Annotated in this window: 19 protein-coding genes and 3 pseudogenes; 15 read left to right on the top strand and 7 right to left on the bottom strand. The window is 60.9% G+C overall.

Going from position 1 to position 18,990, the window contains the following annotated elements; translation table 11 throughout:
• Positions 1-184 precede the first annotated feature (184 nt).
• A complete protein-coding gene (locus B9Z50_RS02845) occupies positions 185-598 on the top strand; it encodes a VOC family protein (protein WP_108362136.1) in 414 nt (137 codons plus the stop codon).
• A gap of 15 nt (positions 599-613) precedes the next feature.
• Here B9Z50_RS02845 and B9Z50_RS02840 read toward each other — a convergent pair whose 3' ends face one another.
• Both B9Z50_RS02840 and B9Z50_RS02835 read right to left on the bottom strand, forming a co-directional pair.
• Positions 614-1,663: a serine hydrolase gene (locus B9Z50_RS02840; protein WP_108362532.1), complete on the bottom strand. Its 1,050-nt coding sequence runs from the start codon at positions 1,661-1,663 to the stop codon at positions 614-616.
• 42 nt (positions 1,664-1,705) lie between these two features.
• Positions 1,706-2,893 (bottom strand): acyl-CoA dehydrogenase family protein, encoded by a 1,188-nt coding sequence (locus B9Z50_RS02835; RefSeq protein WP_108362135.1) that lies wholly within the window; start codon positions 2,891-2,893, stop codon positions 1,706-1,708.
• A gap of 220 nt (positions 2,894-3,113) precedes the next feature.
• Between B9Z50_RS02835 and B9Z50_RS02830 the strand changes: the two genes are divergently transcribed.
• Together B9Z50_RS02830 and B9Z50_RS02825 are read left to right on the top strand one after the other, a co-directional pair.
• Complete coding sequence (locus B9Z50_RS02830; RefSeq protein WP_108362134.1) at positions 3,114-3,731, top strand: glutathione S-transferase family protein; 618 nt, start codon at positions 3,114-3,116, stop codon at positions 3,729-3,731.
• A gap of 221 nt (positions 3,732-3,952) precedes the next feature.
• Complete coding sequence (locus B9Z50_RS02825) at positions 3,953-4,267, top strand: hypothetical protein (protein WP_108362133.1); 315 nt, start codon at positions 3,953-3,955, stop codon at positions 4,265-4,267.
• Between the two features lie 48 nt (positions 4,268-4,315).
• Here the strand turns inward: B9Z50_RS02825 and B9Z50_RS02820 are convergent, their stop codons facing one another.
• Positions 4,316-5,935, bottom strand: coding sequence for a long-chain-fatty-acid--CoA ligase (locus B9Z50_RS02820; RefSeq protein ID WP_108362132.1), 1,620 nt, complete (start codon positions 5,933-5,935; stop codon positions 4,316-4,318).
• 27 nt (positions 5,936-5,962) lie between these two features.
• Positions 5,963-7,138 (bottom strand): serine hydrolase, encoded by a 1,176-nt coding sequence (locus B9Z50_RS02815; RefSeq protein ID WP_108362131.1) that lies wholly within the window; start codon positions 7,136-7,138, stop codon positions 5,963-5,965.
• A 141-nt stretch (positions 7,139-7,279) separates the two neighbouring features.
• Here B9Z50_RS02815 and B9Z50_RS02810 point away from each other — a divergent pair, with 141 nt between their 5' ends.
• From B9Z50_RS02810 to B9Z50_RS02795, 4 genes are all read left to right on the top strand, one after another.
• On the top strand, positions 7,280-7,639 hold the full coding sequence (locus B9Z50_RS02810) for a MerR family transcriptional regulator (protein ID WP_108362130.1): 360 nt from the start codon (positions 7,280-7,282) through the stop codon (positions 7,637-7,639).
• Positions 7,636-8,043 (top strand): PaaI family thioesterase, encoded by a 408-nt coding sequence (locus B9Z50_RS02805; RefSeq protein ID WP_108362129.1) that lies wholly within the window; start codon positions 7,636-7,638, stop codon positions 8,041-8,043. The genes B9Z50_RS02810 and B9Z50_RS02805 overlap by 4 nt, the downstream gene beginning before the upstream one ends.
• A gap of 93 nt (positions 8,044-8,136) precedes the next feature.
• Complete coding sequence (locus tag B9Z50_RS02800; RefSeq protein ID WP_108362128.1) at positions 8,137-8,391, top strand: type II toxin-antitoxin system Phd/YefM family antitoxin; 255 nt, start codon at positions 8,137-8,139, stop codon at positions 8,389-8,391.
• Positions 8,388-8,651 carry a Txe/YoeB family addiction module toxin gene (locus tag B9Z50_RS02795; protein WP_108362127.1) on the top strand — a complete coding sequence of 88 codons (264 nt, stop codon included), beginning with the start codon at positions 8,388-8,390 and terminating at the stop codon, positions 8,649-8,651. Before B9Z50_RS02800 ends, B9Z50_RS02795 begins: the two co-directional genes overlap by 4 nt.
• Positions 8,652-8,658: 7 nt before the next feature.
• On the opposite strand, the gene B9Z50_RS02790 is transcribed toward B9Z50_RS02795, so the two are convergent.
• From B9Z50_RS02790 to uvrA, 3 genes are all read right to left on the bottom strand, one after another.
• The gene (locus B9Z50_RS02790; RefSeq protein ID WP_108362126.1) at positions 8,659-9,282 is read right to left on the bottom strand and encodes a CYTH domain-containing protein; all 624 of its coding nucleotides are present in this window, start codon (positions 9,280-9,282) and stop codon (positions 8,659-8,661) included.
• A gap of 90 nt (positions 9,283-9,372) precedes the next feature.
• Complete coding sequence (locus B9Z50_RS02785; RefSeq protein ID WP_108362125.1) at positions 9,373-9,762, bottom strand: glutaredoxin domain-containing protein; 390 nt, start codon at positions 9,760-9,762, stop codon at positions 9,373-9,375.
• 53 nt (positions 9,763-9,815) lie between these two features.
• Positions 9,816-12,755, bottom strand: a complete 2,940-nt coding sequence (gene uvrA, locus B9Z50_RS02780; protein ID WP_370463050.1) for an excinuclease ABC subunit UvrA — start codon at positions 12,753-12,755, stop codon at positions 9,816-9,818.
• Positions 12,756-12,923: 168 nt separating this feature from the next.
• Here uvrA and B9Z50_RS02775 point away from each other — a divergent pair, with 168 nt between their 5' ends.
• From B9Z50_RS02775 to B9Z50_RS02740, 8 genes and pseudogenes are all read left to right on the top strand, one after another.
• Positions 12,924-14,111 carry an MFS transporter gene (locus B9Z50_RS02775; protein WP_108362530.1) on the top strand — a complete coding sequence of 396 codons (1,188 nt, stop codon included), beginning with the start codon at positions 12,924-12,926 and terminating at the stop codon, positions 14,109-14,111.
• Between the two features lie 78 nt (positions 14,112-14,189).
• Positions 14,190-14,693 (top strand): single-stranded DNA-binding protein, encoded by a 504-nt coding sequence (gene ssb / locus B9Z50_RS02770; protein ID WP_108362124.1) that lies wholly within the window; start codon positions 14,190-14,192, stop codon positions 14,691-14,693.
• A 68-nt stretch (positions 14,694-14,761) separates the two neighbouring features.
• Positions 14,762-15,790 carry a C4-dicarboxylate ABC transporter gene (locus B9Z50_RS02765; RefSeq protein ID WP_108362123.1) on the top strand — a complete coding sequence of 343 codons (1,029 nt, stop codon included), beginning with the start codon at positions 14,762-14,764 and terminating at the stop codon, positions 15,788-15,790.
• A gap of 4 nt (positions 15,791-15,794) precedes the next feature.
• A pseudogene (locus B9Z50_RS02760) lies at positions 15,795-16,386 on the top strand (LysR family transcriptional regulator); the annotation flags it as partial.
• 88 nt (positions 16,387-16,474) lie between these two features.
• A pseudogene (gene tcuA / locus B9Z50_RS02755) lies at positions 16,475-17,221 on the top strand (FAD-dependent tricarballylate dehydrogenase TcuA); the annotation flags it as partial.
• Positions 17,208-17,472, top strand: a pseudogene (tcuB, locus tag B9Z50_RS18135) (tricarballylate utilization protein TcuB); the annotation flags it as partial. The pseudogenes tcuA and tcuB, both read left to right, overlap by 14 nt.
• Positions 17,473-17,474: 2 nt before the next feature.
• On the top strand, positions 17,475-17,690 hold the full coding sequence (locus tag B9Z50_RS18130; protein WP_108362122.1) for a hypothetical protein: 216 nt from the start codon (positions 17,475-17,477) through the stop codon (positions 17,688-17,690).
• Positions 17,691-17,800: 110 nt separating this feature from the next.
• Positions 17,801-18,985: an ABC transporter substrate-binding protein gene (locus B9Z50_RS02740; protein WP_108362121.1), complete on the top strand. Its 1,185-nt coding sequence runs from the start codon at positions 17,801-17,803 to the stop codon at positions 18,983-18,985.
• Positions 18,986-18,990 lie beyond the last annotated feature (5 nt).

Raw genomic sequence — 18,990 nt, 5'->3', positions numbered from 1 at the left:
AGCCCGGGTGATCTGACATGCATTGACGCTGAATGGCGCTCGTGCGTGACTGAAAAACCCATCGCAGCGGGCTGGGGTGTTGGCCCTGCTGCGTGCCCATCTGCTCTCCTGCTGTCACCAACATGCCCCCCCGCCGCACGGTGTTCGGTGCAGAATGGGTTTTTGATTTCAGGCGGAGCGCACCATGCAACCTTTCCATTTGGCATTCCCCGTCACGTCTTTGGCCAAGGCCAGGGCGTTTTATGGTGATTTGTTGGGCTGTCCCGAAGGCCGCTCCAGTGAGCACTGGATTGACTTCAATTTTTACGGCCACCAAATCGTGGCGCACCTGAGCCCCTCAGAGGCCGGTCACCACAACACCAGCGCGGTCGACGGTGACAACGTGCCTGTGCGCCACTTTGGGCTGGTGATGGAGATGGGCCAGTGGGAAGCCATGGCCGACAAGCTCAAAAAAGCGGGCACCCAATTTGTCATTGAGCCCCATATCCGCTTCAAGGGTCAGGTGGGCGAACAGGCCACCATGTTCTTTCTGGACCCCTGCGGCAACGCGGTGGAGTTCAAGGCCTTTGCCAACCCCGAGAGCCTCTTCGCCAAGTAAGCTTCAGCACCTGTTTCAGGGCTGCAACGAATGCATCACCTGGGCGATGCAGTCGTTGGTTTTGCCGGCATCAATCCAGCGCATGATGCAGACCAATTGCAGCTCTGGATCGACCCAGGTGATGGAAGAGCCCGCGCCAATGGCAAACCAGGAGGTGCGGGGCGCATCTTTGAAGAGTACGCCATCTTGGTTGAGCCAAATCAGGTAGCCGTAGTAGGGCGCGACGTCGCAGGGCTGCTGCATCCTCTGCAGCCATTGCTTCGACAAGATTTGTTGGCCCTTGAACTGGCCTTGCCCCATGAGCATCAGGCCAATGAGCGCTTGGTCCATGGCCGAGATGGACACGCCGCCCCCCCAGTGACTGCCGCCTGGCACCGACATCATCCGTTGGCCGTTGACCTCGGTCCAGCCTTGCTCGTAGCCCACCCATTGAAATGGGTCAGCGCAACCCAGGGGCTGTCGGAAAAATTCTTCAAACACCTCGGGCAGCGGGCGCTTGAACAGGTGCAGCAAGGCCAATGACAGTTGGTTGATGCGCACGTCGTTGTATTCATACCGCGAACCGGGCTCGCCCAGTGGCCTGGCATCGCCTTTTTGGCCGTCGGCTTGGCCGGTTTGGTAGGTCAGCCAACGGTAGCGGTCGACTTGTTCAGGTATGCCCAGACAGGTGCCTTCCCATTCGCTGGTTTGCTGCAACAAATGGTGCCAAGTGATGCGCGACAAACGATCGCCCTCGAAGCCAATGCCGGGGCATTGCTGAACCACGGGGGTGTGGACGTCTTGGATCAGCCCTTGGTCAAAGGCGAGACCAGCCAGCAAGGCCAGGTAGGTTTTGGCCACACTGAAGGTGAGGTCCGCCTTGTGGGGCTCACCCCATTGGGCCAGCAGCTGGTGCCGGTGAAACAAAACACCCGACACCGGCCCCCGGCCATGGACTGGGCCATACAAGCGGTTGTAGGGGGGTGGGTCCACGTCGTGGATGCCCCAAGGCGGCGACGTGTCACGCGACCAGGGTGTTTCGCACGATTGGATGAATGCCAGGGCCGATTCAAGTGAGGGGGTCATGGGCATGCTCGTTTCAAGAAAGGGGGGGAGGGGTCCTGACGCTTAGCCCAACGCGGCTTTGGCGGCCTGCTGTGATTTGTAAACCAGTTTGCGCGCTATGCTCCAGCGGTGCACTTCGCTCGGGCCGTCGTAAATCCTGAAGGCGCGCATGTCCATGAAAATGCGCATGACGGGCGTCTCGGCCGTCACGCCCTGTCCACCCAGAATCTGCACGCAGCGGTCCACCACGCGCCACTCGGCTTCGGAGCAGGCCACTTTGGCGCGGCTCGATTCAAAGCCACCTTTTTGGCCTTGGTCGAGCAGCCAGGCGGTGTGCCAGATGTGCAGGCGGGCGGTGTGCAGGTCGATGTCATTGTCGGCCAGCATGAAGCCCACACCCTCGTGTTCGGCCAGCGGCTTGCCAAAGGCGTGGCGGCGGCTGGCGTAGTCGAGGGCGATGTCGTGTGCGCGCCGCGCCTGCCCCAGCCAGCGCATGCAGTGCGTCAGGCGTGCCGGTGCCAGCCGAATCTGCGCGTAGCGAAAGCCCTGGCCCACTTCGCCCAGCACGTCGGTGGCGGGCACACGCAGGTTGTCAAAGCGCAGCACGCCGTGGCCGCCTGTGAAGCAGTTGTCCAAGGTGTCCATGCTGCGCTCGTGGTGGATGCCGGGCTGGTCCATGTCGGCCAAAAACATGGTGGCCGTGCCGTCTTCCATGCGCGCCATCACGATGACGTAATCCGCCCCGTCGGCGCCTGTGATGAACCATTTACGGCCATTGATCAGGTAGTCGTCGCCATCGCGCACAGCGGTGGTTTTGAGCATCGACGGGTCGGCGCCCGCACCGGGGTCTGGCTCGGTCATGGCAAAGCACGAGCGCGTGAGGCCCGCCACCTGCGGGCGCAGCCAGCGCTCTTTTTTCGACGGGGTCGCGACGGCTTCCATCAAATGGATGTTGCCTTCGTCGGGAGCGTGGATGTTGAGCGCGGTAGGCCCCAGGTTGGAGTAACCGGCTTCTTCAAACACCACCGCTTTGGCGATGTGGCTTAGGCCAAGGCCGCCCATTTCAACAGAGGCGTGCGGGGTGAGCAGGCCCGCAGCGCGTGCGCGGCCGATCAATTCCTGGCGCAGGTCTTCGGACGGGCCGTGCGGGCCGTGGCGCGGGTCGCCTTCCAAAGGGATCACCTGTTCGGCAATGAACTGACGCGTGCGCTCGCGCAGGGCAACCATGTCGGGTGGAATGTCGAAGTTCATGCTCGGGTTTTCTCAAAGGGTTGATCCATGTTTCCAGGGACGATTGGAAAGCCTGCGTCGGTCAGACTCTGTCCGGCCTGTGACTGGGTGTCGCCCGTGTGTCTGCGCCCTGGCCTTGGTGGGGCCTGTCATCTGCGTGGCATGCGCCAGATCAGGCGGGTGCTAGTCTTCCGGGCATGGGCATGCAACGTGAACATGCCCCAGCCCGAAACGGAAAACCATGAAGCTCTATACCGCCCACCGCGCCCCCAGCCCTCGCCGAGTCTTGATGTTCTTGGTCGAGAAAAACATCACCGGCATCGAGATGGTCAACATGGACCTGAACGGTGGTGAGCACCGCACACCCGAATACCTGGCCAAAAGCCCGCTGGCCAAGGTGCCTGCGCTGGAGCTGGACGATGGCCGCGTGATCACTGAGACGCGGGCGATCTGCACCTTGCTGGAGGGCCGCTACCCCGAACCCAACCTGATGGGCGTGGGCGACGAGCGCGGTTTCATTGAGATGGCCGACCGGCAGGTGGAGTTGTATTTGCTGGGTGGCATAGCGAACGCGATCCGCCACAGCCACCCGGGGCTCGCGGTTTTAGAAAAACCGCAGTTCCCCGAGTTCGGCCGCTCTCAGGCCGAGAAGGTGCGCGAGGTGGCACGCGGTTTTGACCAGCGCCTGCAAACCCAGCCTTTCATCGCAGGTGATCGTTTCACCATCGCCGACATCACCGCGTTTTGTGCATTGGAGTTTGCGCGGGGCTTGATGAAGTTCGTGCCCGGCGACGAGGGCATGAGCGCCCTGCAAGCTTGGCGCGACCGCATGAGTGAGCGTCCCAGCGCCAGGGTTTGAGGATCCGTGCATTGCCTCCCCGCAACCTGTCATTGCGAGCGAAGCACGGCAATCCATGGATCGCTTCGTGCCTCGCGATGACGGCTCAAAGGTCAATGGGGATGACGGCCCAAGGTCAACGGCGATAAGAGTCCTATCGTCATTGCGAGCGAAGCGCGGCAATCCATGGATCGCTTCGTACCTCGCGATGACGGCTCAAAGGTCAATGGGGATGACAGCCCATGGTCAATGACGATGAGGGGCCAATCGTCAATGACGATGACGATGACGGCCAACCGTCAATCGCGATAAGCTTCCCACCGTCATTGCGAGCGAAGCACGTCAATCCCTGGATCGCTTCGTACCTCGCGATGACGGGAGAGGGCACGGTGTCGTTTTTACCCGTCATTGCGAGCGAAGCGCGGCAATCCATGGATCGCTTCGTACCTCGCGATGACGGCTCAAAGGTCAATGAGGATGACAGCCCAAGGTCAATGAAGATGAGGGGCCAATCGTCAATGGCGATGACGATGACGGCCCAGGGTCAATGGCGATAAGCGTCCTATCGTCATTGCGAGCGAAGCGCGGCAATCTGGGCTGGGGCATCAGCTGAACACGCCGCCGTAATCCTTGCGCAGGTCGTTCTTTTGCACCTTGCCCGTGCCGCCCACGGGCAGGGATTCGAGGAAGACCACGTCGTCGGGCACCCACCACTTGGCGACCTTGGTGGCCAAAAAGTCCAGGATCTCTTGCTTCTCAACCTTTTGGCCCGGCTTGCGCACGATGAACAGCAGCGGGCGCTCGTCCCATTTCGGGTGCTTGACGCCAATGACGGCGGCCATGGCCACAGCCGGGTGACCGACGGCGGCGTTTTCCAGGTCGATCGAGCTGATCCACTCGCCCCCAGTCTTGATCACGTCCTTGGTGCGGTCGCGGATTTGCATGGTGCCTTGTGCATCGATGGTGGCGATGTCGCCCGTGGGGAACCAGCCGTCCACCAGCGCGGTTTTTTCGGCCTTGAAGTACCGCTCCACGATCCACTGGCCGCGCACCATGAGCTCACCCTGAGATGAGCCGTCGCGGGGCAGGGTGGCGCCGTTTTCATCCACGATTTTGATCTCGATGCCCGAAACCGCGCGGCCTTGCTTGGCCACGATGGCGTGTTGATCGGCCGCAGGTTTTTGGCGGTCGGTGCGGGTGAGCAAACTCATGGTGGCCACGGCGGTGGTTTCGGTCATGCCCCAGCCGTGGCGCACTTCTACGCCATAGGTGTCCATGAACTTGGCGATCAGCGCCATGGGCATGGCCGAGCCACCCACGCAGGTGCGCTTCATGTGGGCAAAGCGCAGGTTGTTTTGCTCGACGTGCTGGATCAGGCCCATCCAGATGGTGGGCACGCCCGCGCTGATGGTGACCTGCTCGGCATCCATCAGCTCGTACAAGCTGGGGCCGTCGAGTTTGGGGCCAGGCAAGACCAGCTTGGCGCCTGCAATCAGTGCGGCGTAAGGGATGCACCAGGCGTTGATGTGGAACATGGGCACCACGGGCAAGATGGTCTCTTGGGTGGACAGGCCCAGCACATCGGGCATGCAGCCGGTGGTCGCGTTCATCACGATGGCGCGGTGCGAGTACAGCACGCCCTTGGGGCTGCCGGTGGTGCCCGAGGTGTAGCACAGGGCTGCGCCCGTGTTCTCATCCAGCTCAGGCCAAGCAAAGGTGGTGGAATGCGCTGCGATCAGATCTTCGTAGTTGAGCACGCTCACGCCCTCGATGGCGGGCGTGTTGGCCGCATCGGCCAAGCACACCCAGGCGCGAACCTGGGGACAGTGCGCCGCAATGCCTTTGACCAGCGGTGCAAAGGTGGCGTCAAACAGCACCACTTCGTCCTCGGCATGGTTGATCACATAGATCAGCTGTTGCGGGTGCAGGCGCGGGTTGCAGGTGTGCATGACCATGCCGCTGCCCGAGACCGCGTAATAGGCTTCCAAGTGGCGGTGGTTGTTCCAGGCGATCGAGCCGACCGCGCTGCCCGCCTGCAGGCCCATGTGGGCCAGGGCGTTGGCCAGTTGGCGTGAGCGGCGAGCCACCTCGACATAGGTGCTGCGGTGCAGCGGGCCGTGGGTCTCGCGTGAGACGACTTCCTGTTCACCAAACTGTGCAGCGCCGTGTTCAAGAATGCCCGAAATGAGCAGGGGGCGGTTCATCATGAGGCCGGATTGAGGCATGGTTTTGTCTCCAGTGTTTTGAATGATTTACAGCAGCGCCGCGTACACCAAGTCGCGGAACAAGGGCCGATAGTAATCTCGTTGGTTGGGTGCCTGGACCATCAGCATGGCATACATGTCGAGCGCAGGGTCCACAAAGAAAGTGGTGCCCGCGATGCCGCCCCAGTAATACAGTCCCACCGAGCCGGGCACGGGCGAGAGGCCCAAGTGCGTGCGCACTGCAAACCCGAGACCGAAGCCGTGGCCCGGGGGCAGCAGCGTGCCATCGGCCGGGATGTTTCCTAAGTGGTCGGCGGTCATGAAGTCCACCGTGTGCGGGCCCAGCAGGCGCACGCCGTTCAGCTCGCCCCGGTTGCGCAAGCACTGCAAAAAGCGGATGTAGTCGATGGCGGTGGACATGAGGCCGCCGCCGCCGCCTTCCATGGCAGGCGCTTGGCGCGGCTCCAACACCTTCATCGGCACACCGCCGTCGGGGTCGTGCGCAAAGGGTTCTGCGATGCGGTGGTGGTGTTCGGGCGGCACGGCAAAGCCGGTGTCCACCATGCCCAGCGGGCCAAAAATTTCGGTTTGCAGGAACGCCCCCAAGCCTTGACCGCTGACCACCTCGACCAATCGCCCCAGCACATCGGTGGCGCGGCTGTAGGCCCACACGCTGCCGGGCTGAAATTGCAAAGGCAGCGCCGCCAGCGTTTGCGAAAACTCGGCATTGGTGCGCTCGCGTGAGGCAATCTTCACTTGGCCGTATTGCTGCTGCACGGGCGATGTGCCCAAAAATTCATAGGTCAGCCCGGCCGTGTGGCGCAGCAGGTCTTGCACGGTGGCAGGGTTGCGCACCGGCTCCAGCCCGTGGGCGGTGGCCACTTGTTGGTGGGCAAATTCAGGCAACCAGCGGCTGACCGGGTCGGAGAGCAGCAATTTTCCGCGCTCGACCAGCATCATGACCGCCACCGACACCACCGGCTTGGTCATCGAATAGATGCGGAAAATACTGTCGGTCTGCATGGGCGCGCCCGTTGCCGGGTCTTGCTGACCCACAGCTTCCAACAAGGCGATCTGTCCACGCCGCGCCACCATGGCCACAGCTCCCGGCAACCTGCCGCTGTCCACTTCGCGCCGCAGCACGTCCATCAGGCGCTGCGTGCGCTCGGGGCACAGGCCCACATCGGTGGGTTGGGCGTGGGGCAAAGCGGTGTGAATGGTCATTGGGGGCTCCGGTTGAAGGTGTTTTGTACACCAGTCTTGTGGTCTGGGGTATCACTTGCGGCGCAGCGGGCGCTTTGGCTTGTCTCCGATGCGTCAAAGTCCTTAACCCTCGTGCTGTGCGAGCCTTGCTAGACTGAATTCATGCGCATTTCAGAACTCTCTGCCAAGACCCAGGTGTCGGTGCACCGCTTGCGTCGCTACGAGGCCGACGGCCTCATTGAAAGCCAGCGGCTCCCCAATGGTTACCGCAAGTACGACGAGAAAACCGTGAAGTACGTCATCTTCATCGCCATGTCTCGTGAGATGGGTTTCTCGCTGCCCTTCATTGCCGAGTATTTGCCGCGCTTCAAAGCGGGAAAGCTGTCAGCGCAAGACATGATCGAGGCGATCCATCAGCGTGTGGCCGAAATCGACCAACTCATGAGCGAGCAACAAGCGCTTCGCCAAAAGCTGATGGACCACATCGGGTGGTTCAAAACCCAAGCCAGGAAAAAACCATGACCCCATTGGAGATGCTGAAAAAGATCAACGCCATGGCCGAGTTCAACCGCTGGTGCGGCATCGAGGTGACCGTGGCCGAACCCGGATTTGTGGAAATCCAGATGCCTTGGCGTGCAGAGGTGGGGCAGTATTCAGGCTATTTGCATGCGGGCCTGATCGGCACACTCATCGACACCGCGTGCGGCTTTGCAGCCGGCACCGTGGCGGGGCCGAATTTGTTGGCGGCCCACTTTTCTGTCAACTGCCTGCGCCCTGCGGTGGGGCAAAAATTCATTGCTCGGGCCCGGGTGGTCAAACCGGGCAAAGCGCAGGTGTTCACCAGCTGTGATTTGTTTGCGGTGGATTCAGAAGGCGAGAAGCTGGTGGCCAACGGCCAGACCTTGCTCACGGTGGTTGCCGCGTGACCCATACAGCCGCGAATGCCCTTGAGCGTCCATCGCCACCAAGGGGTTTAAAAAGCTACAATACTTGTCCAATATATTGAACAAGTCACGATCATGCGAATCATCAGTTATTCCGAAGCACGCAACGGACTGAAGTCCGTGCTGGACGGTGTGGAAGACGACGCTGACATCACCATCATCACCCGCCGAGATGGCGGGGATGCGGTGGTCATGTCCATGGCGCACTACCAGAGCATGGCCGAAACCTTGTACTTGCTCTCCAGCCCCGCCAATGCCGCCCACTTGGCTGCATCCATTGCTGAGCACAAAGCCGGCAAAGCCAAACGCCGTGAACTGATCGCCCCATGAGCCGAGGGATTGCCTTCACGTCGCCTGCCTGGCGTGATTACCTGTACTGTCAAGGACAGGACAAAAAGACGCTCAAACGCATCAACCTGTTGATCGATGCTGCCCGGCGTGATCCTTTTGAAGGCATCGGCAAGCCCGAGCCGCTGCTGGGCAATTTGTCTGGCTACTGGTCGCGGCGCATTGATGACGTCCATCGACTGGTCTACGCTGTGGACGATGTGGAATTGACGGTGATTGCCTGCAGGGGGCATTACCAGTAATCGTTTTTCAAGCCGTGGTGGCGGTCTTTGCCCACAACGCCATGCCTCTTTGCGCCTTGCTCGCATCGCTGGGCGTGAGGCCCACGGGGCCTTGTGGTGCCTGGCGCAGCACATAGGCCAAAGCCATCAAAGCGGATTCGGGCCCGCTGAGCAATTCAAGTTCCAGCTCCAGCAGTGGCTCACTCAAATCGGTGCCGGGCACATGGATGTGGCCTTGGTCCAGCGCCACTTCAATTTGTGCGCCATCGTGAGTGAGGACCCAGCGCTGGCGTTGGAAATCGGTGCAAAACAGCGCCCGCAGGTTGGGGCGCAAAGCCATCAGGTTTTGCGCCAATGTGGCGTCATCTACCAGCGTATCGAACTGCAGAGCACCCGGCGTGGTCGACTCTTCCCACTCTTGCCTGCGCGAGAGACCGTTTTCGCTCTGCCCCGCGGTCTTGACGGTGAGCAGCCACTGATCGCCTGCCAGCCGCTCACGCACCGCCATGCGGCGTTGTTGCAGGGCCAGGTCGGGCGTGTCGAAATAGGTGTTGAGCAGCCGCTGCGTGCTGCCTGCTCCCGCCAGCAGAGGGTGAGACAACAGGCGAGGCAGGTCTGTTTTGTTCAGACTGAGTTTGAGTTCGGTTTCCATGGACTGCTTTTCAATCTGGCATGTCGGACTTGAAGGCGACTTGCAAATGACAGGGTTTCACGCAGGTTGGGCCATCAGATCGCAGAGGCATCAGGCCGCAAAGCGCTCGCGAAAATAAGCCACGATGGCGGACGATTCTTTGAGCCAGCGGGTTTGGCCGTTGCTGTCGGTGATTTTCAAGCAGGGCACTTGGGTGCCGCCGCTGCCTTGCTGCAGTTCGCTGCGGTGGGCGCTGTTGTTTTGTGAGTCGCGCAGCTCAATCGGCAAAGCCAAGCGGTGCATTTCCTGGCGTACCTTGATGCAAAAAGGGCAAGTGCTGAATTGGTAAAGCACCAGGCTTTGGCATTGCAAGTCCACGGCGCTTTGTGCAGCAGGAACTCGCTCAATGGCGGCGGGCCGCGTCAGGCGTTCTTTGAGCAGCATGACGGGGCCGAGCACGATGCGCAGGGTTCGGAAAAAAGCACGGATCAGGGTTTTCATAGGGGTCTCAAAAAATCAAAAGTGGTTAGAAAAAATAAGGGCAAGCGGCGCCATCAAAGCAATCGCGCCAAATAGTGGCCCGTGAAGCTGGCCTTGTTTTTGGCCAGTTGCTCGGGCGTGCCTTCGCCCAGCACGGTGCCGCCGCCTGCGCCGCCTTCAGGGCCCATGTCAATCAACCAGTCGGCGGTTTTGATCACGTCGAGGTTGTGCTCGATGATGACGATGGTGTTGCCCGCGTTGCGCAGCTGGTGCAGCACCTTGAGGAGCAAATCGATGTCGGCAAAGTGCAGGCCAGTGGTGGGTTCGTCCAAGATGTACAGCGTGCGGCCCGTGTCGCGTTTGGACAGCTCCAGCGCGAGCTTGACGCGTTGCGCTTCCCCGCCCGAGAGTGTTGTGGCGCTTTGGCCGAGACGAATGTAAGTCAAGCCCACGTCGAGCAGCGTTTGCAACTTGCGCGCGATGTTGGGCACGGCGCTGAAGAACTGGTGCGCAGCTTCCACCGTCATGTTCAGGATCTGCGCGATGTTCTGGCCTTTGTATTGCACTTCCAGCGTTTCGCGGTTGTAGCGCATGCCGTGGCACACGTCGCAGGGCACGTACACATCGGGCAAAAAGTGCATCTCCACTTTCACCATGCCGTCGCCTTGGCAAGCTTCGCAGCGGCCACCACCCGACGATGCACTCACGTTGAAGCTGAAACGCCCCGGGCCGTAGCCGCGTTCGCGTGCAGCAGGTACCTCGGCCATCAGCTCGCGGATGTGGGTGAACAGGCCCGTGTAGGTGGCGGGGTTGCTGCGGGGCGTGCGGCCAATGGGCGACTGGTCGACGTTGATGACCTTGTCGAAATGCTCCAGCCCTTTGATCTCTTCGTGGGCTGCTGCTTCGTCGTGCGCTCGGTGGATCTGGTGTGCGGCGGCGGTGTAGAGCGTGTCGTTGACCAAGGTGGATTTGCCTGAGCCGGATACACCCGTCACGCAGGTCAGCAGACCGACGGGGAATTTCACATTCACGTTTTTCAGGTTGTTGCCACTGGCCCCAATGATCTCGATGCAGTCCTTGCCCGCCTTGTGGCGTTTGGGGATCTCGATCTTTTTGCGACCCGACATGTATTGGCCGGTGACCGAGTCGGGCGCTGCCAAAATGTCGGCGCAAGTGCCTTGCGCCATCACGCGCCCACCGTGCACGCCAGCACCCGGTCCCATGTCGATGACGTGGTCGGCCACGCGGATCATGTCTTCGTCGTGTTCGACCACCAGCACACTGTTGCCAATGTCGCGCAGGTGTTGCAGCGTGCCGATCAGGCGGTCGTTGTCGCGCTGGTGCAATCCGATGCTGGGCTCGTCCAGCACATACATCACGCCAGTCAGCCCTGATCCGATCTGGCTGGCCAGCCGGATGCGCTGCGATTCGCCGCCACTCAGGGTGTCGGCGCTGCGGTCCAGGCTCAAATAATTCAGGCCCACATCGTTCAAAAACTTCAGGCGCAGCGCGATCTCGCGAACCACCTTGTCGGCGATCTCGGCCTTGGCCCCGTGCATTTTCAGGCCCTGAAAATACTGCTGCGATTCGCCCAGGGTGATGTGGCTGATCTCGTAAATGGCGCGGGCCTGATCGCCTTCGCCAATGCGCACATGTCGCGCCTCGCGCCGCAAGCGCGTGCCGTGGCAGCTGGTGCAGGCTTGTATGTTGCGGTAACGCGCCAGGTCTTCGCGCACCACGGCCGAGTCGGTCTCCCGGTAGCGCCGCGTCATGTTGGGGATGATTCCTTCAAACGGGTGCTTCTTGCTGACCTTCTTGCCCTGCGAGGCGCCGGACTCCATGGTGTAGCTGAACTTGATTTCTTCATCGCCCGAGCCGTGCAGCAAAACTTGTTGGTGCTTAGGTGTGAGTTTCTCAAACGGGGTTTCGATGTCGAACTGGTAATGCTTGGCCAGGCTTTCGAGCATGCTGAAGTAAAAGCCGTTGCGCCGGTCCCAGCCCTTGATGGCGCCACTGGCCAAACTGAGCGAAGGGAAGGCGACGACCCGCTCCGGGTCAAAAAACGCCATGCTGCCAATGCCGTCGCAAGTCGGGCACGCGCCCATGGGCGAATTGAACGAGAACAAGCGCGGTTCCAGCTCGCTGATGGAATAAGTGCACACCGGGCATGAGAACTTGGCGTTGAACAGGTGTTCTTTGCCCGTGTCCATTTCGAGTGCCACAGCGCGAAATTCGGCCAAGTGCAGCGCGGCTTCAAAGCTCTCGGCCAGGCGCTGTCGCAGGGCGTCTCTGGCTTTGGCGTCCTCCTCAGATCGGACCTTGATGCGGTCCACCACCACGTCGATGTTGTGCTTCTCGGTTTTCTTGAGTGTGGGCAGGTCTTCCACCTCCACCGTCTGGCCATTGATGCGAAAGCGCACATAGCCCAGGGCCTGCATTTGCTCGAAGACTTTTTCAAACTCGCCTTTTTTCTCACGCGCAATCGGCGCGAGGATCATCAGCTTGGTGTCATCGGGCAGGGCCAGCACGGTGTCCACCATTTGGCTCACGGTCTGCGCTTGCAGGGGCAGGTTGTGGTCGGGGCAGTAGGGCGTGCCCGCGCGGGCGTACAGCAGGCGCAGGTAGTCGTGGATCTCGGTCACGGTGCCCACGGTGGAGCGCGGGTTGTGGCTGGTGGCTTTTTGTTCGATGGAAATCGCGGGCGACAAGCCCTCGATCAGGTCCACATCGGGCTTGTCCATCAGCTGCAAAAACTGCCGGGCATAGGCCGACAGGCTTTCTACATAACGGCGCTGGCCTTCGGCGTACAGCGTGTCAAAAGCCAGGCTCGACTTGCCCGAGCCTGACAGCCCAGTGATCACCACCAGCTGGTTGCGCGGGATGTCGAGGTCGATATTTTTGAGGTTGTGCGTGCGCGCCCCGCGCACGCTGATGTGGGTCTGCCTCAGCGCTGAGGCCAGATACCGCGCGGATTCGGGTTCGTCGGGCAAGAGAGAAGGGTCGGCAAATTTCACGTGGGGCAGCCAGATCAGCAAAACCTTTGATTATCCCCTTTGACCTCTTGCGGGGCGCTGGGGCCCGCCAATCAGGGACAATTCGGCTTTTGCATTTACCCGTTTTGGGGCTTTTTGAGTTCTTTTGTGGCCGATACTTCAACTTATTCCGCTGCTGACGCTTTGCGCATGACGCCCATCGAGCGCCGTGCCAGCGCCTCGCTGGCCAGCATTTTTTCGCTGCGCATGCTGGGTTTGTTTTTGGTTTTACCCGTTTTTGCCCTGGAGGCGCGCCGCTACCCTGGAGGTGAAGACCCGGTGTGGCTGGGCCTGGCCATGGGCATTTATGGCCTGACGCAGGGCTTGCTGCAATTGCCCTTTGGCGTGGCCTCGGACCGCTTGGGGCGCAAGCGCGTCATTGTGCTGGGCTTGGTCATCTTTGCCTTGGGCAGCTTTTGGGCGGCAGCGGCCACCGACTTGACCGGTTTGCTGATTGGGCGCAGCCTGCAGGGGGCGGGGGCGGTGTCTGCGGCGGTGACGGCCTTGTTGGCCGACCTGACGCGGGACGAGGTACGCACCAAAGCCATGGCCTTGGTGGGTGGCAGCATCGGTTTGATGTTCGCGCTGTCCTTGGTGGTGTCGCCCTTGCTCACGGCCTGGATTGGTTTGTCCGGCCTGTTTTGGCTCACGGGTGTGCTGGCCCTGTTGGGTGTGGGGGTGGTCATTTGGGGGGCACCCCCTGCGCCAGAGCCGATGCTGGGGCAGGGCCGCGGGCGACTGCGTGATGTGTTGGCCCACGCCGACCTGATGCGCCTGAATGTGGGTGTGTTTGTCTTGCACGCGGTGCAGCTGGCCATGTGGGTGTCGGTGCCGGCCTTGCTGGTGCAGGCGGGTTTGCAGACGGCGCAGCACTGGCAGGTGTATCTGCCGGCGGTGTTGCTGTCGTTTTTGTTTTTGGGTGTGGTGTTCGCTATGGAGCGCCGTGGACACCTGAAGAAAGTTTTTCTCTTATCGATTGCTTTGATGGCGTTGGTGGAGGCGGGTTTGCTGGTGCAGTCGGCCGGCACCACCAGCCTGAGCGCGATGGCGTTGCTGCTGCTGGTGTTTTTCTGCGGCTTCAATGCCCTGGAGGCGACGCAGCCGAGTCTGGCTTCGCGCATCGCGCCCCGGGCCATGCGCGGCACGGCCATGGGGGTCTACAACACACTGCAATCGCTGGGTTTTTTTGCCGGTGGGCTTTTGGGCGGCTGGCTGGTCAAGTCCTGGGGCAGCCCGGTGCTGTTTTTGTGTTGCGGCCTGGCCTTGCTGGTGTGGCTGTGGGTGGCCTGGCCCATGCAAACGCCCGGTCGTGCTGCCCCCGTTGGCCAGGCGGCCTGAGGGGCGGGGCAGGGTTCGCCATCAGCCCTGAACGAGCCGGAATGGCCCCATAATTGGTGGATCTATCGAGGAGTTTTCATGGCATCCGTCAACAAAGTCATCATCGTCGGCAACTTGGGTGCCGACCCCGAAACCCGCTACCTGCCCTCGGGCGATGCGGTCACCAGCATCCGCGTGGCCACCACCGACCGTTACAAGGACAAGGCCACGGGCGAGATGCGCGAGGCCACCGAGTGGCACAGCATCAGCTTTTTTGCCAAGCTCGCCGAGATTGCTGGCCAGTACCTGCGCAAAGGCAGCCAGGTGTATGTGGAAGGCAGCTTGCGCACCCGCAAGTACACCGACAAAAACGGCGTTGAAAAGTACGCCACCGACATCCGCGCCGACAGCATGCAGATGCTGGGCAGCCGCCAAGGTATGGGCGGACCGTCCGAAGATGGCGGCAGCGGTGGTGGCGGTGGCGGGTATGCGCCTCGCCAGGCTCCTGCGCGACCAGCGGCTGCGCCCGCTCAGCGCCCGGCCGCTGCGCCCAAACCAGCAGCCAGCAACTTTGACGACATGGACGACGACATCCCCTTCTAAATCCGGACGCAGTTCCAAGCCCCAACCCGTGGCTCACCCCACGGGTTTTTTAACGACCCGATTTGCCTATGACCGAACAAGCGCCCGCATCCTCCGTGCAGCACCTGGGTTTTGCCTGGTTTGCCATGGTCATGGGCCTGTGCGGTTTGTCGCTGGCCTGGGCGCGTGCCGTGCCCCATTCGGGGTCTGTGGCGCTGCAGGTGTCGCAGGGGCTGGGCGTTGTGGCTGCGGGGGTGTTGTTGCTGTTGTTGCTGGGCCAGGTGTGGCGGCTGGTGCGGCACCCGGCGGATTTGCTGGCGGACGCGCGGCATCCTCTGAGGCATGTGTTTGTGGCGGCACTCCCGTCCTCGTTGGTGTTATTGCCCACGGTGTGGGTGGTGCACCAGGGTTACAGCCTGTGGGCCGATGCGTTGTGGATGCTGGGCGCAACGGGTTTGTTGCTGGCCACTTTGGGTGTGGTTGGGCGTTGGCTGCAGCCGGGTCTGACAGGGCAGGATTTTTGGCCGGCGATCACCCCCGCCTTGTTCATTCCTGTGGTGGGTAATGTGTTGCCCGCACTGGCTGGAACAAGCTTGGGGCACCCGGTGTGGGCGGCTGCGCAATACGGGCTGGCGGCGGTACTCTGGCCGGTGGCCTTGGCGCTGGTTTGGGTGCGCATTGGCATGTGGGGCTTGTGGCCGCAGCGGCTGTTGCCGACCACTTTCATCATGATCGCGCCGCCTTCGGTGCTGGCCTTGTCGGGACATGCCTTGGGTGCACCTGACTTGGTGGTGCACATGTTGTCGGGCGTGGCTTTGTTTTTCACGGCGCTGTCTTTCACAGTGCTCAAGCGCTGCCTGCAGCAACCTTTTGGCATGCCTTTTTGGGGGATGTCTTTTCCCTTGGCGGCCTCGGCGGCGCTGGGCTTGCACTTGACGCCAGCGCCTGGCCTGGCGCACTGGCTGGCCGGGGTTTGGCTCTGGTGCGTTACGGGGGTCATTGGCACTTTGTTGCTGGCGACCTTACGCGGCTTGATTCAGGGGCGGCTGTTGCAGCCCGAAGGGCCTGCACCGTTGCCCAATGTGGGTGCAGACCCAACTCAAACCGCAGGCGGCTGACACCATGGAACTGAGGCAACTGCGTTATTTTGTGCGGGTGGTGGAGCTGGGCAGTATCAGCCGCGCCGCGTTGGATTTGAACCTGGTGCAGTCTGCCTTGAGCCAGCAAATCACCCGTTTGGAAGGCGAGTTGTGCACTCGCCTTTTGCAACGCCGCCCAAGGCGTGACGCCCACTGAGGCAGGCGTGGCTTTTTTCACAAAGGCGCAGTTCACGCTGCGCCATGCGGAGCAGGCCATACGAGCTGCTCAGCAGGCTCGCTTGACGGGCACAGCGAGCGTGGGCCTGGCCCCCACCACGGCGGCGGTTTTAGGTTTGCCCTTGATGCAGGCCATTCGAGAGCGCTATCCGGATGTGCGCCTGCACATGGTCGAGAGTTTGTCGGGCCATTTGTCGACCATGCTCAATGCACGGCAGCTGGATTTGGCGGTGCTGTTTGATTTGCCGATGGCGGGTGGCCAATCCTTGCAGGCAGCTAGGCGCTGGAGTGTGCTGCCGCTGATTGAGGAGGATATTTTCCTGATCAGTGCACGGCACGCCATCAAGCCTGGCGTGCCGACGGCTTTGCGCATGGCCCAACTCAAAGAGCAGCCCCTGAATTGGACGGGGACCGTTTTGTGGCCGCTTCGGTCATGCACAAGCTGCCCGATGGCAGTGTGCGGCGCGAATGCATGACCGCCCGCACTTGCTGGAACAGGGGGCTGATCGCATCGACGATCCGACGCAGGCGCACATGGTGGCGATTGACGCTCGAGCGCCCTTGTACGACGGCGGCATTTGTACCCGCATTGACTGCATGTCTTTGGGCTTGGTGGTCAACCGCGAGGCGCGACGTTTTTACGACGAGGGTAAAGACTTCTGGCCCAAGCGCTACGCGATCTGGGGCCGTTTGGTGGCGCAACAGCCGGGGCAGGTGGCGTATTCCATCATCGATGCCAAGGCGGTGGGCCGCTTCATGCCGCCAGTGTTTGAGGGCACGCAGGCCAAGAGTCTGCCCGAGCTGGCCCGCAAGCTTGGCTTGGATGAAGCGACCTTCATGCAAACCCTGAACGATTACAACGCCGCTTGCCGCGAAGGCACGTTTGACCACACGGCGTTGGACGACTGCCACACCGAAGGGGTCATACCCGTCAAAAACCACTGGGCCAGGCCGCTGGACACCGCGCCTTGTTGCGCCTATGCCGTCAGGCCTGGCGTGACTTTCACCTATTTGGGATTAAAAACCGATGAGACCACTGCTGTGCGCTTCAACAACCAGCCCAGCCCCAACCTGTTTGTGGCGGGTGAAATGATGGCGGTCAATGTGCTGGGCAAGGGATACACCGTCGGGGTGAACATGACGATTGGCACGGCCTTTGGCCGCATTGCAGGTGAGCAGGCGACCAAAGCCGTTCAAGCCCAAAAGGAAGGAGCGCCTCATGCAAACGCTTGAAGCCTTGACGCGCGATGCCCGTGCACTCGCACGCGGTGAGATAACCGCGCCCGATGCCGAATTGGCCCGGCAGATGCAAATCTGCAACGGCTGCCGCTACTGCGCGGGTTTTTGTGCGGTGTTCCCGGTCATGACGCGGCGGCTGGAGTTTGGTAAGGCCGACATCCACTACATGGCCAATCTGTGTCACAACTGCGGCGCTTGCCTTCCTGCATGCCTGCCAATACGCGCCGCCGCACGATTTCGCCATCTGTTGTTCCTGGTCAGCGTGACGGGTTTGCTGCTGTGGCTGCTGGGCGCAACGGCGGCCATGCCTTTGATGTTGGCGGTGCACTTGGGTGCGTTGATGGCTTTGTTCTTGACCTTGCCCTACGGCAAGTTTGCACACGGTGTTTTCCGCACAGCGGCTTTGCTGCGCTTTGCCATCGAAAAACGCCAACCCAACCGCTTGGAGCTGGGCGGGGAGTGAAGCAAAAGGGTAAACCCCCATTTATGTAGGGGTGAATTCCGGCACAGAATCAAGAAAGCCCTCGGTTAGGGGACTTTTTCTTTTTTTGATGGTTTTGCCAGGAGTCATTCATGCGTTATCCGGTGATCAAAAGTTTGTTGACGGCCTCTGTTTTGGCGGCCTTGGCCAGCACCCCTGCCTGGGCTGCAGATAAAGTCAAAATCGGTTTTGTCAGCACCCTGTCCGGTCCTTCGGCCGCTTTGGGCGTCGACATTCGGGATGCCTTCATGCTGGCCGTGAAACTCAATGGCGGCAAACTCGGTGGCCTGCCAGCGGATGTGTCGATCTCGGATGACCAATTTAAACCCGATGTGGGCAAGCAACTGTTTGAGCGTTACGTCAAGCGCGACAAGGTGGACTTTCTGACGGGTGTGGTGTTTTCCAACATCATGTTGGCCGGTTTGCCCGAGGCGGTGAACGGTAAAACCATTTACCTCAGCCCCAATGCCGCACCTTCGCCCATCGCGGGTGCGCAGTGCACCCCCTACTTCTTTGCGGTGTCTTGGCCCAACGATGCCTACCATGAGGCTGCTGGTCAGTACGCCACCAACTTGAAGGTCAAGTCGGCTTACCTGCTGGCACCCAACTATCAAGCTGGCAAGGACTCCTTGGCGGGTTTCAAACGTTTTTACAAAGGCAGTGTCTCAGGCGAGGTCTATACCAAGCTGGGGCAACTCGATTATTCGGCCGAATTGGCCGAGATCCGCGCCGCCAAGCCCGAAGTGGTCTATACGTTCCTGCCTGGGGGCATGGGCATCAATTTCATCAAGCAGTTCATGGCCGCTGGTCTGAACAAGGACACCCGCTTGATTCAGCCCGGTTTTGGCGCCGACCAGGACGTGATCCGGGCTGTGGGCAACGACATGTTGGGTGTGTTTGACACGTCGCACTGGGCCATGGACTTGCCCAACGAAGCCAACAAGAAATTTGTGGCCGAGTTCGAGAAGGAATACAAGCGCCTGCCGACTTTGTACGCAGCCCAAGGCTACGACACCGCTTTGTTGATTGATGCCGCTGTGCGTGCGGCCAACGGCAAGATCGAAGACAAAGAGGCGATGATCAAAACGCTCAAGACGGTCAAGTTCAATTCGGTGCGCGGTGATTTCCGATTCAACACCAACCAGTACCCGATCCAGAACTATTACCTGCGTGAGATTGTCAAGGATGGCCAAGGCCGATTGGTGAACCGCATTGTTGGACAACCCATTTTGACCAACCATGGCGATGCCTATGTCAAAGATTGCCCCATGAAGTAAGGAAC

Source organism: Limnohabitans sp. Bal53 (genome assembly GCF_003063355.1).
Lineage (GTDB): Bacteria > Pseudomonadota > Gammaproteobacteria > Burkholderiales > Burkholderiaceae_C > Limnohabitans_A.
The sequence above is the reverse complement of the archived record's forward strand: the minus strand, read 5'-3'. Positions and strand labels throughout refer to the sequence as shown.

Coding starts and splice junctions, on each gene's coding strand:
- B9Z50_RS02820 (WP_108362132.1), bottom strand. CDS start 5,935: ATGCCTCAATCCGGCCTCATGATGAACCGCCCCCTGCTCATTTCGGGC.
- B9Z50_RS02810 (WP_108362130.1), top strand. CDS start 7,280: ATGCGCATTTCAGAACTCTCTGCCAAGACCCAGGTGTCGGTGCACCGC.
- B9Z50_RS02840 (WP_108362532.1), bottom strand. CDS start 1,663: ATGACCCCCTCACTTGAATCGGCCCTGGCATTCATCCAATCGTGCGAA.
- B9Z50_RS02765 (WP_108362123.1), top strand. CDS start 14,762: ATGACCGAACAAGCGCCCGCATCCTCCGTGCAGCACCTGGGTTTTGCC.
- B9Z50_RS02740 (WP_108362121.1), top strand. CDS start 17,801: ATGCGTTATCCGGTGATCAAAAGTTTGTTGACGGCCTCTGTTTTGGCG.
- B9Z50_RS02785 (WP_108362125.1), bottom strand. CDS start 9,762: ATGAAAACCCTGATCCGTGCTTTTTTCCGAACCCTGCGCATCGTGCTC.
- B9Z50_RS02835 (WP_108362135.1), bottom strand. CDS start 2,893: ATGAACTTCGACATTCCACCCGACATGGTTGCCCTGCGCGAGCGCACG.
- B9Z50_RS02795 (WP_108362127.1), top strand. CDS start 8,388: ATGAGCCGAGGGATTGCCTTCACGTCGCCTGCCTGGCGTGATTACCTG.
- B9Z50_RS02845 (WP_108362136.1), top strand. CDS start 185: ATGCAACCTTTCCATTTGGCATTCCCCGTCACGTCTTTGGCCAAGGCC.
- B9Z50_RS02805 (WP_108362129.1), top strand. CDS start 7,636: ATGACCCCATTGGAGATGCTGAAAAAGATCAACGCCATGGCCGAGTTC.
- B9Z50_RS02815 (WP_108362131.1), bottom strand. CDS start 7,138: ATGACCATTCACACCGCTTTGCCCCACGCCCAACCCACCGATGTGGGC.
- B9Z50_RS02830 (WP_108362134.1), top strand. CDS start 3,114: ATGAAGCTCTATACCGCCCACCGCGCCCCCAGCCCTCGCCGAGTCTTG.
- B9Z50_RS02775 (WP_108362530.1), top strand. CDS start 12,924: ATGACGCCCATCGAGCGCCGTGCCAGCGCCTCGCTGGCCAGCATTTTT.
- B9Z50_RS02800 (WP_108362128.1), top strand. CDS start 8,137: ATGCGAATCATCAGTTATTCCGAAGCACGCAACGGACTGAAGTCCGTG.
- ssb (WP_108362124.1), top strand. CDS start 14,190: ATGGCATCCGTCAACAAAGTCATCATCGTCGGCAACTTGGGTGCCGAC.
- B9Z50_RS02790 (WP_108362126.1), bottom strand. CDS start 9,282: ATGGAAACCGAACTCAAACTCAGTCTGAACAAAACAGACCTGCCTCGC.
- B9Z50_RS02825 (WP_108362133.1), top strand. CDS start 3,953: ATGGTCAATGACGATGAGGGGCCAATCGTCAATGACGATGACGATGAC.